Genomic DNA, 16581 nt, shown 5'->3' on the forward strand with positions numbered 1-16581 from the left:
TCCATTCCGCTCAATCACCGATTTTAGTCTTAAAATAATGGGATAATCTGAATAAAAATACCCTGCTCTGGAAATTTCCAGAGCAGGGTATACTTTTTATAGGGCCCGAAGGGAGGCTTTAGGCGCCTTTAAGCAATTTGCCTACTTGCTCCAATCCTTCACCTTTATAGTTCGATTTTTCCAATGCTTGTATAAATTGAACCAGTTTAGCTGGATTCATATCCTTACCCAATACCCTAACCAACATAAATCCCTTATCATCGCTATCGCCATAGATAATTACCTCATCTATAGCCTCCTCATCCCCCAAATACTTTACGGAAGCCTTTCCGTAGGAGGTATTCATTTTCATCAGTTCAGTAAACTTGCTATTTTTCAGAATGGCCTGTACATTCATTCGCTCTTTTAAGAACTCAGCCTCATTTTTATCCGTCTTTTTAAAGGCGAGGATATTCAGTTTCCGCAGGGATGCCAACGCTTCTTCCTGCTCCTCCGTTAAATTGGACTTTTCCAAATTCAATAGACTTACCGGGAGGTCAACCGACATAAAATTGGGGTTTTCGGCATTGTCCACATAGTATTCCTGTAAACTTTGAGTAGAGGAGCAGGCAACGATCACCATTAACAGTAGTAAGACACTTCCCTTAGATATGAACTCTTTCATTTTTATAGATTTAGTAAGATTTTTTATAGTTATTGGGGCAGGCCAATGCATTTCTACATCTTAACTACCCCAATTAAGCAATACCTATTTCTTGTTCTTCCCAGCCTTATTCAGTTCGCTGGGTAGGTTCATTTTCTTAGTAAGCGAACCGATCTTGTTTAGATCTATATCCCCGGTGAGCGATAGTAAGACGGTTTCTATCTTTCTGTCATTAATTTCTACGTTCACATTTTTTATACCGGTAACAAACATTAGCAACTCACTAACATGGTCTTCGTCCTTCCCACTTTTGATATAAAATCTAACATTGGCATCTTTATCCTTAACCCGCATTAATTCTTGTAGGGAGGCCGATTTTAAATACTTCTCCATGGTAACTTGCATATCTGCAGAAACCCCTTTATCCTCGGTGATAAACACCTTTAAATTTTTTAAATTTTGGGCAATGTCCATAAAATCCTGCGCCTCTTGGTCATCTACCTCTACATTGATTTTACTTAATAATCTAAACATACTTTCGTTGACCACTACGGCACTTACCTTGTCCAAATCCTCGTATTTATCGAACATGGATTGTGAGAACCCTAAAAAGGGAAGTAAGGCCAATATTGCAATTATGATATTCTTTCTCATCTGATTTATATTTAATTGTTGTTGTAAATTTTTTCTTTTGTTGCTTCAAACTCATTTAAATATGCTACTTTTTCTGTACCTCTTTCAAAATTTGCCGCTAGCAGACTAAGCGCCTTTTTAGTTTCCTGATATGCGTACTCTGCTTTTTTCTGCTCTTGTTTTTCACTGTATTCATTACCAAAATAAATTCCAAATACTAAAACTGCTACTGCGGCAACGGAAGCCCATTCCAAATAGCTTTTCCTAGGTTTTAATGGGACCTGCTTGGTGAACCGTTCTTCTTTGGCAACGGAAAAATATTGAAACATTGGTGCATATTGTTTTAAATGCACGGGAATATTCTCATTTTTAAAATAATCTCGTAATGTTTCTTCCTCAGCTACCGTAGCGGTAGCCTCAAAATATTTTTCCAATAATTTTTCTATTCTATCCAATTCCATATTCATGTTTTTGAACTAATCTTTCCCTAACTAATTTTCTTGCTCTGGACAGAGCCACCCTTACCGCGGTTGGCTTCATGTCTAATAAGGATGCTATTTCATCAAATTCATATTGCTCTACATCCCTTAATTGAAGGACCATTTTTTGCTGGTCTGGCAGCTCCTCCATAATCTTTTCTACCCAACTAAGACTATCGCTGACTTCTATCTCAGTTTGCAAGGAAACATTTTCATCCTTATAATTACTGTGGACCAGTTTTAAATTCCCTGCCTGTTTGGATTTCAATCGGTCTAAACAGAAGTTCTTTGTCATCATCATGGCATAGGCCTCCACATTATTATAACTACTGATCACCTTATGCTTGGACCATAATTTCATTAATATTTCCTGAGTGGCGTCCTCTGCTTCCTCCCTAGAGACTAACAATCGCTTGGCTAACCTAAAGAGCTTATCCTTAAAAGGAAGTACCACATTTAAAAACTCGGTTTGTTGCATTTGGTTCAGTTGTTTTTACAATCCTCATCATCAGGCCTACAATGGGAAGACGACATACATCGACTTTTGTTACATTTTGCCTTTATATATTTACAATGTTTGTAATTTAGGCGCAAAGAAACTAAATCTGACATATTTCCGTATATAAAGTAAATTATTCCCCTGCATTGTTCGATCTTTTTGTTGGAATGATTTTTGTTTACAAGATATTAGTAGAAATTTAATCCTTACAATGAAAAAATATTTAAGTATAGTACTTGGAATTAGCCTACTCTTTATCCAATGTTCTAAAAATAATGATGATGTTGCCCCTATTGTTCAAAAAGAACTACCTATAGTCCAAGATTTTATGTGGCAAACAATGAATACTTATTATTTTTGGCAAAGCGATGTCGCCGCACTAGGGGACGATCGATTTAATAACAAAACGGAATACAGGGAATTTTTAGAGTCCGAACAAGAACCAGGTAAATTTTTTGAGGATAAACTTCTTTTTTCTGAAGATCGATTCAGTTTTTATTCTGAGGATTATAAGGAACTCACCAAAGCCTTTTCCGGAGTTTCAAAAAGCAATGGGCTGGAGTTTGGACTTAGCCGGTTTGCCGATAACAATGACGTATTTGGATATGTTCGATATATAATTCCAAATTCCGACGCCGCTAGCAAAGAGATCAAAAGAGGAGATCTATTTACAGGAGTAAATGGGACAACTCTAAATATGGCTAATTACGAAGAGTTGTTATTTGGAGATAAAGACTCCTACACTTTAAATATGGCCGAAATTTCCGACAACCTAATAACCGATTCCAATCGCGAGGTCACCTTAACCAAAGAAGCAGATATAACAGAAAACCCTGTTCATATTTCTAAGGTACTGGAAGTAAACGGTCATAAAATAGGCTATCTCATGTACAACGGTTTTACCAATGAGTTTGATGAGGAATTAAACGAAGCCTTTGGAACCTTTAAGGCAGCAGGCGTAACGGATTTAGTTTTAGATTTAAGGTATAACCCCGGGGGGTCCGTCAATTCAGCCCGTCTATTGTCTAGTATGATCTATGGGCCCTATCCCGATAAAATTTTCCTAAGAGCAAGATACAATCAGAAATTACAGGATCAGTTTAATGATGCCGATCTTATCAGTTATTTTTCAGATAAAACACAAAAGGATTCCCCAATAAATACCTTGGGCCTAAATAAGGTGTACATACTTGCCACTGGAAGTAGCGCTTCTTCCAGCGAATTGGTAATGAACGGTTTGGCGCCTTATATTGACGTAATCCACATAGGATCTACCACTACTGGGAAAAACGAATTTTCCGTCACCTTTGTAGATGATATAGACAACGGGAATGTATATGATCCAAGTAGGGAAGATAAAATAAATCCGGATAACCAGTGGGCCATTCAGCCACTGATCGGAAGAAATGAAAATTCAGCTGGATTTTCAGACTATACAGAAGGACTTGCACCCGACATCGATCTGGAGGAAGACTTGTCTAACCTAGGAATTTTGGGAAACATTGAAGAACCACTGTTGAAAAAAGCCATTTCAGAAATTACGGGTGTAACCGCAAAAATGGATTTTACCGTCCATATTCCCGTAAAATTAATTACAAGCTCCAAAATGTTCACTAAAATAAAGGATAATATGTATATGGATATTAAAAATCCATTGCCCCTTAACAAAGAATAATACAGGATAAAGGCGAAAGTACTTAATAATATTAAAATTTATCCTTGCTTTACCGTCATAACCCACTGAATATGAAAAAAATACTAGCTCTATTATTCGTTGCCACAACACTTTCTTGCTCGGACAAGGATGATGATGCCTTTACCTACCCCAAGGAGACAGAGGTCCAAAACTTTATGTGGCAGGGCTTAAATCAATGGTACTTTTGGCAGGCAGATGCACCAAACCTTGGCGACAACAGATTTGCCACCAATGAGGAATATGTAGCCTACCTAGAAAAATACACAGACCCAGAGGAGTTCTTTTACCAGACCTGCTATAAGCACAGCAATATTGTAGGCACTGACAATGCTATAGATCGTTTTAGTTTTCTGAATAACGATTATAGAACCTTGGTAAACTCTTTGAACGGAATTTCCAAAAGCAACGGAATGGAATTTGGGTTGGTACGTTACGAAGGAAGTTCTAATATTTTTGGCTATGTGCGTTATATCATTCCCAATTCAGATGCTGCTAACAAGGATATTTCTAGAGGAGAAATTTTTAACCGGGTAAATGGAAATACGCTCACGGAAAGCAATTATGTAGGGCTCCTTTTTGGCAACAACGATTCCTATACCCTTGGCATGGCCGATATTTCAGGAACAGTGATCACAGATAATAACAAAGAAGTAACCCTTATCAAACAAGAAGGTATGGTAGAAAATCCAATTTTGGTAGCCAAAACAGTTGAAGTTAACGGCACCAAAATTGCTTACCTTATGTACAACGGATTTACCAATGGATTTAATGAGCAATTAAATACCGCCTTTGGCCAGTTTAAATCGGAAGGCGCAACAGAATTGGTTGTAGATCTTCGTTATAATCCTGGAGGGTCTGTAAATAGCTCGAGATTATTGGCCAGTATGATCTACAGCACCAATACCAGCGAACTTTATATTAGGCAACGTTGGAACGACAAAATACAATCCAGTTTTAAAAAGGGGCAATTAGAGGATTATTTTGCTTCCAAAACAGATAAAGGGACCGCCATTAATACCTTAAGTCTTAACAAAGTATACGTCTTGGCTTCGGGAAGTTCTGCCAGCGCCAGTGAACTGCTAATGAACGGACTTGCACCTTATATGAATGTTTTTCATATAGGGGAAAGGACCAGAGGTAAGAATGAGTTTTCTGTCACCATGGTAGATGATATAGACAACGATTATATCTATAGTCCCGCTAGAGAAAACAAAATTAACCCGAGTAACAAATGGGCCATGCAACCCCTAATGGGACGTAATGAAAACGCTGCAGGTTTCTCGGACTACACTAAAGGCTTGGCTCCCAATATAGCACTTAAGGAAGATATTTCTAACTTAGGAGTACTGGGAGATCCCAACGAAGCACTTTTCGCAAGGGCAATACAAGATATCACAGGGACTACCGCCAAACGAGATTTCACGGTTCAAATGCCAGTAGAGGAAGTCTCTAATTCCAAACTATTTACCCCTATAAAAGACAATATGTATTTGGACAAGGTAGAAGCCTTGCCACTTCCATAAAAGCAGTCAAAAAACAATGGGCCCGTTATATTGTTTGTTCAATATAACGGGCCCATTGTTTATCCATCTAAATGCGGAAAATGGTATTAGGTCAGGGGTACTTCCTTACCCATATTTCAAAAAAAAAACCTTTACAAACTAAGGTTTAGACCCAATCTAATATTTCTTCCTTTAGTAGTAAGTCCAAATATTTCCGTGTACTGCTCATTTAAAAGGTTACTCGCATTCAAGAAAAAGGTCAATTTGTTTTCCAACACTTGGTGCGCAATATAAAAGTCTAAAACCGAGTAGGAATCCAAGTCAACATCCACAGATGGGAAGGCACCAAAATCGGTATCCTTGCGTTTTCCCGTCATGGAAAAGTTTACACTTGCATTAGTACGTTTAGAAAAATCATACCCTAAAAATGCATTTACCCTATGTTTTGGCAACCTAATAGCATTATCACCTTCCCGTTCCGTAAACGTATAGTTTGCCCCTATAGTAAAACTACTTACTGGCATCCATTCTAGCTCTACTTCTACTCCACTGGCATCAATGGTGTTTTCTGAATTATCATAACCATTGGCACCGTAAAAAACAAAGTTTTTTTCCTTTCTATTAAAATAAAGCGCGCTAAACCGAATATCATTTTTTGTCATATATTCTAGGCCACCTTCTATGGTCTGATTTTCTTCAGGTTCTAAATCTGGATTGGCACCAAAGTTCCCAAACAATTGATTTAAACTAGGGGTTATATAGGATGTGGCATAGGACCCCATTAACTTTACATAACCGTTAGATTTTTTAATGACAAAGGAGGGATTCACATTATAAACAAAATGCGACCCGTATTCAGAATGATTATTAGCCCGCATACCGGTGTTTAGGTTTAAACCAAAATCTGAAACGTAAACCACATTTACATATGGATCTACAATAGTGTAATCTTGGACTTCCGCATATTCCGTTTCGTCATGTATATAGTTTAAACCCAAAATAGTGTATAACTTATCATTCAAGCTATACTTATTGTAAAGATCTACTACCCTATTTTTCCCTTCATAAATAGCAGGATAGGAATCTTTGCTTTCAGAGATATATTCGCTAATGGCAGTATTTAAAACCAAAGATCCGTTGTTGTATTTATATTCAGTAGATAATCCTACTCTTTTTTGATCACTGAGGTACTCATAGGGAGCATCATACATACCAAAAGATTCATCAAACTGTGCCCTCATATTGGTCTGGTTGCCATATATACCAACCTTTAATCTTTCAGAAAAAGCATACCCCAATTTTATATCCGTACTATAACTGGAGTAATCGTCATTCTCGTTGGTAGGGGTAACCAGTGCAGACAATCCGTCTGAATATCGATTTGAAAATCCCACATTGTAGGTAAACTTGTCTAAGGTACCGTTCACGGAAACACTATTGGAAAAATCAGCTATGTTATAATTTTGATCGTCAGTAGTATGGTTTGTACCGATACTCGATTGAAAATTACCGGAAATTTTATTTTCTGACGATTTTTTTGTCGTGATATTTATAACTGCAGTCGCTGCATTAGTACCGTATAGGGTACTTGCGGCTCCTTTAATAATTTCTATAGATGCTACGTTGGCAGTGGAAAGTAATCGTAAATCGTATTCCTGATTTACCAATGAGGGGTCGGATATCCGAACGCCATCTACTAACACCAAAACTTGTCTACCTCTACCCCCTCGGGCATAAACTCCCAAAACAGTACCTTCCCTGCTATTGCTCCCCGCTATAGAAAACCCACTTTGTGCATTGATTATTTCTGCAATGGTCTTTCCTTGATTTCTTTTAATATCTTCCGCGGTAATCTTAATTACAGTTTTACCGGAATTCTCCCTTTTCAATTCAAAACGGGAATCACTAACTACAACTTCGTCCAGTTGTTGAACATAAGCCTCGTCATCTTGTGCTACAACACCGGTGCAAATCATTATAGTTGCACACAAACCAATAAATTTTTTGTTCATTTTCGTTTAATTCAATAAACGGGAAAGTAGTATGTATGTACCCATACGCAAACCTTTGTCCCGAAAGTTTAACACTATTATTTTTTTGAAATTGGCAGGTCTCCTGACTTGCGTACCGTCATTTACCTTCCCACCCAAACGTATAGGTAGTGGTATTTTGAAGTAATGACAGCCATCCGTCGCAAAACGGACAAAGCTTACAGTTGCGGGAACAGTTTCGGATTTTAACCGAATTCCCATTTAATCCTTTCCTCCTTTTAAAAGAGAAATAGAAACCAGATTCAGCGCGAAATTAGTGCTAATTTTTAAATTAGAGGAGTAGGTTTTGAGTTTCCTGATTTTAATATTGGGCGTTCCCCTATCGGGTCGCTCTTTCCGCTATAACTTTTTTGGTTCTTGCCATACACTATTTTTATTGGTTAAAACTATGATTCATACGCACAAAACCATGCAGGACCAAGATTCACTAATATCAAAAAAGGTTGCCGCTGCAATAGCTAACGCGGAAAAAAGTATTGAGATATGAGGTTTGAGATTCAGCGGTCAGAGAACACGACCTTTATTCAACAATAATTCCAAAGTCGGTGATTAAGTGAAAGGTTCAGATTATGATTATATATACGTTAGGCATTCTTTCTGGTAGAACACAAGTAACTTCTCTCTAAAGCCGATAACCGAATGAAAATGGACTCCTACTATTAGGGTAATATTCAGTTGTCACCTACCTATATACCGTAGTTCATGTGCAAATTATCATCTTCAGACTTTTGTCTAACCCCATCATTGGATTGTAAAACGATTATTGTCAAAGTGCCCAGATCAAAGAATTTAATACTACTTTTGAACCCATAAAACAAAAAATACCTTTTGAAAAGATCAATTTACTTGCTTCTACTTTTAGCTTTTTTATCCTGTAAACAGGACAAAAAAGTGAGTATTCCTACCGCGGAGCAGGCCACGCCCATAAACATAGAATACGCCAAAGGATTTACCGTAGAGAAATTATCTAATGGACTAACCATCATCAAAATAAGCTCGCCCTGGCCCAATTCTGAAGCGGCTTTCACCTATGCGCTTGTTCCAAAAGACAAATTGGACTCTATTACTTTAGATAAAGATGCGTACCAAGCCATAATTGGGGTGCCCGTTGAAAATATCGTGCTAACTTCCACTACCCATATTCCAGCTTTGGAAGCCTTGGGCCAAACAGACAAACTTATAGGATTTCCCGATACAAAATATATCTCTTCCAAAAAAACAAGGGAACGTATAGATGCAGGATATGTTGAGGAATTGGGGAGAAATGAAGCCTTAAATACGGAAATGGCGATCGCCCTTAATCCAGACTTAGTGGTAGGTTTTGGAATCAACAATGAGAACAAGGCCTATGAAACCATTCAAAGGGCAGGTATACCTGTTGTTTACAATGGGGAGTGGACAGAAGAAACGCCGCTGGGCAAAGCGGAGTGGATCAAATTTTTTGGGCCATTTTTTCAACAGGAAGCAAAGGCAGATTCCATCTTCTCAAGCATTGCAAAGAGTTATAACGAAACCAAACTTCTGGCGCAAAAAGCTAAAGAGCGACCTACTGTATTGAGCGGAGCACTTTATAAGGATATCTGGTATCTGCCCGGTGGTAAGAGTTGGGGGGCGCAATTTATGGCGGATGCCAACACTGATTACCTCTGGAAGGAATCTCAAGAGACCGGAAGCCTCTCCCTGAGTTTGGAGAGTGTGCTGGAAAAAGGACATAATGCTGATTATTGGATATCCCCCTCCCAGTTTACAAATTATAAAGAGATGGAAGCAAGTAACCGACATTACTCGCAATTTTCCCCTTTTAAAAATAAAAAGATATATACCTATGCCAATACCAAAGGAGCTACGGAAGGGATGCTTTATTTTGAATTGGCACCCAACAGGCCAGATCTGGTTCTAAAAGATCTGATCCATATTTTTCATCCGGAACTACTTCCCAATCATAACCCAGTTTTCTTTAAACCCTTGGATTAAGTGCCGCGCTCAAAATCATATGGTCTATATTTCGTACTGCTTATTGCAGTATTGTTAGCCTGTTTTTTGGTGAATATTAGCTTGGGATCGGTTTCCATTCCCTTTAAGGAGGTAGTCAATGCTATTTTAGGAAATGCAACCGAAAGAGGTTCTTGGGCCTATATAATTTGGGACTATAGAATTCCAAAAGCTCTGACGGCTATTCTTGTAGGTAGCGGACTTGCATTGAGCGGCTTACTTATGCAAACCTTATTCCGGAACCCTTTAGCCGGACCTTTTGTCCTTGGGATAAGCTCTGGCGCTAGTTTGGGTGCTGCCATACTAATTATGGGAGCCTCGCTGTTCAATGGTGTAGTTGCCTTTGGTATGGTAAACGATATCTCTCTGGCCCTAGCGTCTAGTATAGGTAGTTTTGTAGTGCTCTTAGCCGTTATGGTAGTTGCTACTAGGGTAAAGGACACCATGGCGCTACTTATTATAGGTCTTATGTTCGGAAGTCTTACCGCGGCTCTGGTCAGTGTGCTCTCTTACTTTTCCACGGCCGAAAAATTACAACAATACATTTATTGGTCTTTTGGGAGTTTGGGCAATCTTTCTTGGCAGCAATTATTAATACTATTTTCGCTTACAGCTGTCGGACTGGCCATAAGCATTCTTTCCATAAAGCCCCTAAACTCCCTGCTATTGGGCGAGAACTATGCAAAAAGCATGGGGGTAAATATTAAACGATCCCGTTATTCCATTATTTTGGCTACCGGACTCCTAGCCGGTGGAGCAACCGCTTTTGCAGGTCCAATAGCATTTATTGGTTTGGCCGTACCCCATTTAACGCGACAAATTTTTAATACTACTGACCATAAGATCTTGCTCCCCGCCGTATTGGTCTATGGTGCCATATTAATGCTGATATGCGACACTATTGCTCAATGGCCCTCTTCGGAAAATGTACTGCCCATTAATGCCATTACCTCCATTATAGGTGCCCCAGTAGTGATTTGGTTATTAGTCAGGAAACGAAAAATGGTGTTTTAATAGGCAGTTGTAACCAATAGGTTGTATACGAACTGTAAGTCTAGTTTATTTAATAGTCCTGTAACCTTCCATCAGAACACAGGCACCTTTAAAATGATGTCAAGATAAACCATTACTGAGTTTTGGATATTATCTAGATGTTTAGGGGGTTGTCTAAAGCCAGCACCTTAGTTGTAGCAATACCACGGTTTATAAGCCGTGGCCATCAAAAGTTTTTACGCCAAGTGATTCAGGGAAGGCAAAATGCACTAAAATGCACAGTTTACAGTATTTTTGAAACCAATTAAATAACTTAGCCCCAAAATCAATAGTCATCAGCAGCACCCAGGAACATACCGCATTAACAATCAGAAATCTCAGTATCGGATATACCGCTAAAAAGCAGTACAATGTGGTGGCCGATAATATTAATTTTTCTGTAGAAAAAGGAGAATTGGTGGCAATCATAGGGGTGAATGGAATTGGGAAATCCACTTTATTAAGGACCCTGGGAAATGTCCAATCCAAAATTTCCGGTAGCATTCTATTAAACAACCACCCTTTGGAAAAGCTTTCCAACCTAGCTCTAGCCACCGAAATTAGCGTGGTATTGACTGAACCGATAGCCTCCAAAAACTTAACGGTCATAGAACTGGTTAGCCTCGGTAGACAACCTTATACCAATTGGATCGGTACACTAAGCGAAAAGGATAAACAGAAAATAAAATCTGCCATGGAGATGGTAGATCTCACCCAATTGCAACACAAAAAATGTTATGAGTTAAGCGACGGACAACTTCAAAAAGTAATGATCGCTAGGGCCTTATCACAGGACACATCTATAATTTTAATGGACGAGCCCACCTCTCATTTGGATCTATATCACAAAGTACAAATCCTGAAATTACTGCAAAACATTGCCCATAAGACCAAAAAGACCATACTATTTACTACTCATGAAATTGAAATCGCCATACAACTGTGTGATAAAATACTTATTTTAGAACACGGTAAGAGCAGTTTTGGGGAACCTTGCGAATTGATTATCAACAAAAATTTCGACAATCTCTTTCCTTCGGATACCATAACGTTCGATGGCTCTACAGGGGCTTTTAGAGTGAATAAATAAAATATAACTTTATATTTTTCCAGATCCCAAGGAGAGTTGAATTGAACAATCCCAAGTGTATCCGTAGGGGAATCTTTAAATTAAATCCATACCTAATCTAAACCTAATCTATTATCTTTACCTAAAGATCTATTATAAATGAGCGAACTTCTTGTAACTGTTGTCATTGCCCTTGTTTGTTTGGGAGTAGGCTACTTTTTAGGGAATTATATCCAAGGGTTAAAGACAAAATCCGAACAGAGTGCGCTGTTGGAACGCGAACAACAATTACGCTATAATATTGCTGCCTTGGAACAGCACTTGGAGAAGGCAGTAACCGATAAAAATGAGCTCCACATAGCTACAGAATCTGACAAGAGTCAACTGCGATTGGAAAAGGAAAATTTGGGAAACCAGATTACACGGTATCAGGCCGATATGGAAAATCTTCAAGCAAAAAACAGGGAACAGAAGGAAGAAGTAGAGAAACTACAGGAAAAGTTCACCAAAGAGTTCGAAAACCTAGCCAATAAGATTCTAGATGAAAAGAGCATTAAGTTTACCGAGCAGAACCGGGAAAATATCAAGCACATTCTAACCCCTTTACAGGAGAAAATAATACTGTTCGAGAAAAAGGTAGAAGACAGCCAAAAGGAAAGTGTGGGGATGCATTCTGCTCTTAAAGAGCAATTGGCCAACTTGCAGATCCAGAACCTAAAAATCACCCAAGAGGCAGAAAACCTGACAAAAGCCTTAAAAGGGGATAGCAAAATGCAAGGTAATTGGGGCGAATTGGTATTGGAACGTGTATTGGAAAAATCGGGGCTGGAAAAAGATCGGGAATATTCCGTACAACAAAGCTTTACCCGACAGGATGGCACTAGGGTATTACCAGATGTAATCATCAATTTGCCCGATGGAAAAAAAATGATCGTGGATTCCAAGGTGTCCCTCACCGATTACGAACGCTATGTAAATGCTGAAGACGAGTTAAAGGACAAATTCCTAAAAGACCATGTCAATTCGCTCCGTAGACATGTAGACCAGCTTTCCGCTAAAAAGTATGAGGACCTTTATGAAATGGAAAGTCCCGATTTTGTTTTGATGTTTGTCCCTATAGAGCCCGCTTTCGCCATCGCTATTAATCACGACAACGCCTTATACAACAAGGCATTTGAACAAAATATTATTATCGTAACCCCTTCTACCCTCTTGGCCACGCTGCGCACTATAGACAGCATGTGGAATAACGAAAAACAACAGCGTAACGCCATTGAAATCGCTAGACAAGCTGGAGCTTTGTACGATAAGTTTGAAGGCTTCGTTGGGGATTTAATGAAGGTTGGAAAAAAAATGGACGAGGCCAAGACCGAGTATAAAGGTGCCATGAATAAATTGACAGAGGGAAGGGGAAATATTGTCAGCAGTATAGAAAAGTTAAAAAAAATGGGGGCTAAAGCAAAAAAATCCATTCCCGAAACCATATTAAAAAGAGCCGTTGAGCATGACGAAGATGAAGATATTGACCATGATAGGGCCGGGGTATTACCCCTGCGTTAATTCAATTAAAATAATAGTATGAAATGAGCATGACCGTTAAAAACAATAAATATCTAAAGATGAAAAAAGCATTGGGCTTAATTGTATTGTCTCTTATTTTAATCATTACATCTTACTTTCTCTTTGTTTACTATGTACCATACAGCAAAGGGATTCGCACTGGCGAACTAATTAAAATAAGCAACAAGGGCGTTCTTGTTAAAACTTGGGAAGGAGAAATTAGTCAAGGGATGTCCGGGGCACAAATATTTTCATTTTCAGTTACCGACCGTGAGGCCATAGATAAACTAAAAAAATACCAGGGATCCTATGTAAGACTTACTTATATAGAGCGATATCGCACTTTTTTCTGGCTTGGAGACACTAAGTATTTTGTTACTGAAGTAGCAAAAGATAAGTCGCCACATTAAAATTATTTAGACCTTAAAAATTAGTCCTTTGTTGAATTTATAGATTAAAATTATAACCATGCAAAAATTTAAATCCGCCAAGGAATCCCAAGTTTCCATCACCCAATTAATGCTCCCTTCTCATTCCAATTTTGGAGGCAAGGTTCATGGGGGTCATATCCTAAATCTTATGGATCAAATTGCATTTGCCTGTGCCTCAAAACATTCCCGAACTTATTGTGTTACTGCTTCGGTTAACAAGGTGGACTTTTTAAATCCCATTGAGGTGGGCGAATTGGTTACCCTAAAGGCATCGGTAAATTATACGGGGCGTACCTCTATGGTGGTAGGTGTACGTGTAGAATCGGAAAATATTAGATCTGGGGAAAAGAAACACTGTAACTCTTCTTATTTCACCATGGTGGCAAAGGATTCAGAAGGCAAGAGCCTGGCCGTCCCAGGATTGGTCATAGAAGAAGAGCAAGGAGTTAGACGTTTTACCCGTAGTTTGGAAAGAAAAAACCAATCAATGTCCAGATCCACTAAATTTGATGAGACCCAGATCCTAATTGATGAGACCCAGTTTAAATTTCAGGACCATTTAGGGGAACTGGACAAAGAAAATGTTGAGATAATCCTTAAATGATTCCAGCAGCGGCATCGGCATCCAAAAACCAGATCAGGTTATCAGATGTAGGAGCTACCAAAGAAGCAGGATAAGCCTCATGCCCGGCTTCCTTTTCTATAATGGTCTTTACTTTTTCCGCTTTGCTTTCCCCAGTTACTAGGAAAGCTACAGTCTTGGCATTGTTTATTATTTTTCCGGTTACAGTAATCCTTCGTTGGCCTGAATCTGGATGAATGGCCACCTCGCAATTCGCTGTGGAATCCCAAAGTCCAATTTCATGGGGAAATATGGAAGCTGTATGGCCGTCATCCCCCATCCCAAGAATAACTAGATCAAATTGTGGAAGGCTTAGCTCTTTTGGTAAATTATCATCCAATACCTTAGCATATCTAACAGCTTCGGATTCTGGTTCTGCCTCCCCAAATACACGATGAATATTTTCTTTCGGAATGGTTATTTTTGATAATAAATGATCCACAGTCATTTTGTAGTTGCTCTCAGAATCTGATGGGGCAACACAACGTTCGTCTCCCCAATATAAATGCACCTTGGACCAATCTGTACCCTTAGCATTTTCAGACATATAATCGAAAACCCCTTTTGGAGTACTCCCTCCGGAAAGGGCCACATGGAAAATAGTGCTTTTATTAATCTCTTCTTCCAAATACTCGGAAAATCTTTTGGCAACTTCCGCTTTGGACGGATCTACATTAATTTTCATTTCTACTTTTCTTTAACTGATGTTTAAAGGTCCAAACACACTGGGACCTTTCTACTTATATATTATTTATCTAAAAATATAAAGATACTGCTATCCTTAAACCTTTCAATATTATCGAATCAGACAGAAGCCAGGGTCGTCCGCTAAGTTCTCACCTGGGTTACGCCACCTAAGATTTCCCTCTAAAAGATCGTCCGAATTTGTAGGCCCCCATACACCGGCAGAATAGCCATAAATGTTTACATCGGGAGTGTTCTCCCAATAATCCAAAATAGGATCTACAAATTCCCATGCCGCTTCCACCTCATCCGCACGTGCGTAAAGAGTTGCATCTCCTTGCATGGCATCCAAAAGGAGTCGCTCATAAGCTTCCATTACATTGTTCTCCGCTAAATTGGAATAGTAAAAATCTAAATTGGCACGTTCTACCTTAAAGCCTTGTCCTGGAACTTTTACCCCAAATTTAATAAGAATACCCTCATCTGGTTGAATCCTAATTATCAACTGATTATCCTTATTCTTTAAATCGGAATTCTTAAATACCTGATGGTGGGGCGATTTAAAATGAATAACTACTTCAGTGACCTTAGTAGGCATCCTTTTGGCTGTACGCACATAAAACGGTACATCTTTCCACCGCCAGTTATCCACAAAAAATTTAATGGCCGCATAGGTCTCTGTTTTGGAATTGGGATCTACACCTTCTTCTTCCCTGTACCCCTTTACTTTTTCACCGTCTATTACCGATGAAAGGTACTGAGCTCTTACCGTATTTTTAAATAGGGTTTCCTCATCGCGCATTATCCGCAATGATTTAAGGGCTTTCACCTTTTCGTTCCTTATCTCCAAAGCACTGGCATCTATGGGTGGCTCCATAACGATTAAGGAGACAATCTGTAATAAATGGTTTTGGAACATATCGCGTAGAGCGCCCGACTTATCGTAATAGCCTCCTCTTTTTTCCACGCCCCCCGCTTCGGCATTGGTGATTTCGACATGGTTGATATAATTCCTGTTCCAAAGTGGCTCAAAAATACTGTTGGAAAAACGAGTCACCAATAGATTTTGTACCGTCTCCTTCCCCAAATAATGATCAATCCTATAAATTTGTGTTTCGTTAAAATAACTCTGAAGACCCTTGTTTAGATTTTTGGCAGTTTCCAAATTATATCCAAAGGGCTTTTCTACAATGATCCGTTTCCAACCCTTGTTTTCATTATTCAGGCCTTGTTCAGAAAGATTTTTGGCGATGACTTCATAAAGGCTTGGTGGGGTAGATAAATAAAAGATATAGTTCCCACCAGTCTCATATTTATTATTTAAATCTGATATCCTAGTAGCTAATTTACTGTATTCCAGACTGTAATCATCCCCTAAATCCTCATAAAAGAACTTGTCAGAAAAGGTGTTTATTACCTCCTCGGTATCGCCCTTTACCTTATCCGTTAAATACGAACTTTCCAGAACCACTTTCTTTCTAAATTCTCCATCTGTTAAATTGCTCCTACTAACTCCCAACACTACAAAATTTTCTGGAAGTTGATTTGCCTTGTACAAATTGTATAATGAGGGTACCAATTTCCTTGCAGTAAGATCACCGGAAGCCCCAAAAATAACAAGCATTTGATTTGCTGTTTTACTCATCTTATAAATATTGGAATAATAGTACAATTTGTTGGTTTTTGGA

Annotated in this window: 15 protein-coding genes and 1 riboswitch; of the genes, 8 read left to right on the forward strand and 7 right to left on the reverse strand. The window is 38.8% G+C overall.

The window, feature by feature from the left end:
* Positions 1-118 precede the first annotated feature (118 nt).
* The 4 genes from KCTC52924_RS00280 to KCTC52924_RS00295 all read right to left on the reverse strand — a co-directional run bounded on the left by KCTC52924_RS00280 (position 119) and on the right by KCTC52924_RS00295 (position 2233).
* Entirely contained in the window at positions 119-664 is a 546-nt protein-coding gene (locus KCTC52924_RS00280; RefSeq protein ID WP_251808758.1) for a DUF4252 domain-containing protein, read from the reverse strand.
* Positions 665-748: 84 nt separating this feature from the next.
* A complete protein-coding gene (locus KCTC52924_RS00285) occupies positions 749-1297 on the reverse strand; it encodes a DUF4252 domain-containing protein (protein WP_251808757.1) in 549 nt (182 codons plus the stop codon).
* Between the two features lie 11 nt (positions 1298-1308).
* Entirely contained in the window at positions 1309-1737 is a 429-nt protein-coding gene (locus KCTC52924_RS00290; RefSeq protein WP_251808756.1) for a hypothetical protein, read from the reverse strand.
* Positions 1724-2233 (reverse strand): RNA polymerase sigma factor, encoded by a 510-nt coding sequence (locus KCTC52924_RS00295; protein WP_251808755.1) that lies wholly within the window; start codon positions 2231-2233, stop codon positions 1724-1726. The genes KCTC52924_RS00290 and KCTC52924_RS00295 overlap by 14 nt, the downstream gene beginning before the upstream one ends.
* A 232-nt stretch (positions 2234-2465) precedes the next feature.
* Between KCTC52924_RS00295 and KCTC52924_RS00300 the strand changes: the two genes are divergently transcribed.
* Positions 2466-3929 carry a S41 family peptidase gene (locus KCTC52924_RS00300; protein WP_251808754.1) on the forward strand — a complete coding sequence of 488 codons (1464 nt, stop codon included), beginning with the start codon at positions 2466-2468 and terminating at the stop codon, positions 3927-3929.
* 71 nt (positions 3930-4000) lie between these two features.
* On the forward strand, positions 4001-5473 hold the full coding sequence (locus tag KCTC52924_RS00305) for a S41 family peptidase (protein ID WP_251808753.1): 1473 nt from the start codon (positions 4001-4003) through the stop codon (positions 5471-5473).
* Between the two features lie 131 nt (positions 5474-5604).
* Here the strand turns inward: KCTC52924_RS00305 and KCTC52924_RS00310 are convergent, their stop codons facing one another.
* A complete protein-coding gene (locus tag KCTC52924_RS00310) occupies positions 5605-7464 on the reverse strand; it encodes a TonB-dependent siderophore receptor (protein WP_251808752.1) in 1860 nt (619 codons plus the stop codon).
* A gap of 75 nt (positions 7465-7539) precedes the next feature.
* Positions 7540-7759: riboswitch (cobalamin riboswitch) on the reverse strand.
* A gap of 572 nt (positions 7760-8331) precedes the next feature.
* Between KCTC52924_RS00310 and KCTC52924_RS00315 the strand changes: the two genes are divergently transcribed.
* The 6 genes from KCTC52924_RS00315 to KCTC52924_RS00340 all read left to right on the forward strand — a co-directional run bounded on the left by KCTC52924_RS00315 (position 8332) and on the right by KCTC52924_RS00340 (position 14191).
* Positions 8332-9477: an ABC transporter substrate-binding protein gene (locus tag KCTC52924_RS00315; protein WP_251808751.1), complete on the forward strand. Its 1146-nt coding sequence runs from the start codon at positions 8332-8334 to the stop codon at positions 9475-9477.
* Positions 9478-10509 (forward strand): iron ABC transporter permease, encoded by a 1032-nt coding sequence (locus KCTC52924_RS00320; RefSeq protein ID WP_251808750.1) that lies wholly within the window; start codon positions 9478-9480, stop codon positions 10507-10509. It abuts the gene before it with no gap.
* Between the two features lie 394 nt (positions 10510-10903).
* A complete protein-coding gene (locus tag KCTC52924_RS00325) occupies positions 10904-11617 on the forward strand; it encodes an ABC transporter ATP-binding protein (RefSeq protein ID WP_370671492.1) in 714 nt (237 codons plus the stop codon).
* Between the two features lie 138 nt (positions 11618-11755).
* On the forward strand, positions 11756-13156 hold the full coding sequence (rmuC, locus tag KCTC52924_RS00330) for a DNA recombination protein RmuC (protein WP_251808749.1): 1401 nt from the start codon (positions 11756-11758) through the stop codon (positions 13154-13156).
* A 59-nt stretch (positions 13157-13215) separates the two neighbouring features.
* Complete coding sequence (locus KCTC52924_RS00335) at positions 13216-13566, forward strand: 6-phosphogluconate dehydrogenase (RefSeq protein ID WP_251808748.1); 351 nt, start codon at positions 13216-13218, stop codon at positions 13564-13566.
* A 58-nt stretch (positions 13567-13624) separates the two neighbouring features.
* On the forward strand, positions 13625-14191 hold the full coding sequence (locus tag KCTC52924_RS00340) for an acyl-CoA thioesterase (RefSeq protein WP_370671493.1): 567 nt from the start codon (positions 13625-13627) through the stop codon (positions 14189-14191).
* Here KCTC52924_RS00340 and pgl read toward each other — a convergent pair.
* The gene (gene pgl / locus KCTC52924_RS00345) at positions 14184-14894 is read right to left on the reverse strand and encodes a 6-phosphogluconolactonase (RefSeq protein WP_251808746.1); all 711 of its coding nucleotides are present in this window, start codon (positions 14892-14894) and stop codon (positions 14184-14186) included. The genes KCTC52924_RS00340 and pgl overlap by 8 nt on opposite strands.
* Before the next feature lie 111 nt (positions 14895-15005).
* Entirely contained in the window at positions 15006-16538 is a 1533-nt protein-coding gene (zwf, locus tag KCTC52924_RS00350) for a glucose-6-phosphate dehydrogenase (protein WP_251808745.1), read from the reverse strand.
* Between the last annotated feature and the right edge of the window lie 43 nt (positions 16539-16581).

The organism is Arenibacter antarcticus (assembly GCF_041320605.1).
GTDB classification, from domain to species: domain Bacteria; phylum Bacteroidota; class Bacteroidia; order Flavobacteriales; family Flavobacteriaceae; genus Arenibacter; species Arenibacter antarcticus.

Excerpts from the sequence above, each read along its gene's own strand:
- KCTC52924_RS00280 (WP_251808758.1), bottom strand. The coding sequence starts at position 664 with ATGAAAGAGTTCATATCTAAGGGAAGTGTCTTACTACTGTTAATGGTG.
- KCTC52924_RS00285 (WP_251808757.1), bottom strand. The coding sequence starts at position 1,297 with ATGAGAAAGAATATCATAATTGCAATATTGGCCTTACTTCCCTTTTTA.
- KCTC52924_RS00290 (WP_251808756.1), bottom strand. The coding sequence starts at position 1,737 with ATGGAATTGGATAGAATAGAAAAATTATTGGAAAAATATTTTGAGGCT.
- KCTC52924_RS00295 (WP_251808755.1), bottom strand. The coding sequence starts at position 2,233 with ATGCAACAAACCGAGTTTTTAAATGTGGTACTTCCTTTTAAGGATAAG.
- KCTC52924_RS00300 (WP_251808754.1), top strand. The coding sequence starts at position 2,466 with ATGAAAAAATATTTAAGTATAGTACTTGGAATTAGCCTACTCTTTATC.
- KCTC52924_RS00305 (WP_251808753.1), top strand. The coding sequence starts at position 4,001 with ATGAAAAAAATACTAGCTCTATTATTCGTTGCCACAACACTTTCTTGC.
- KCTC52924_RS00310 (WP_251808752.1), bottom strand. The coding sequence starts at position 7,464 with ATGAACAAAAAATTTATTGGTTTGTGTGCAACTATAATGATTTGCACC.
- rmuC (WP_251808749.1), top strand. The coding sequence starts at position 11,756 with ATGAGCGAACTTCTTGTAACTGTTGTCATTGCCCTTGTTTGTTTGGGA.
- KCTC52924_RS00335 (WP_251808748.1), top strand. The coding sequence starts at position 13,216 with ATGAAAAAAGCATTGGGCTTAATTGTATTGTCTCTTATTTTAATCATT.
- KCTC52924_RS00340 (WP_370671493.1), top strand. The coding sequence starts at position 13,625 with ATGCAAAAATTTAAATCCGCCAAGGAATCCCAAGTTTCCATCACCCAA.
- pgl (WP_251808746.1), bottom strand. The coding sequence starts at position 14,894 with ATGAAAATTAATGTAGATCCGTCCAAAGCGGAAGTTGCCAAAAGATTT.
- zwf (WP_251808745.1), bottom strand. The coding sequence starts at position 16,538 with ATGAGTAAAACAGCAAATCAAATGCTTGTTATTTTTGGGGCTTCCGGT.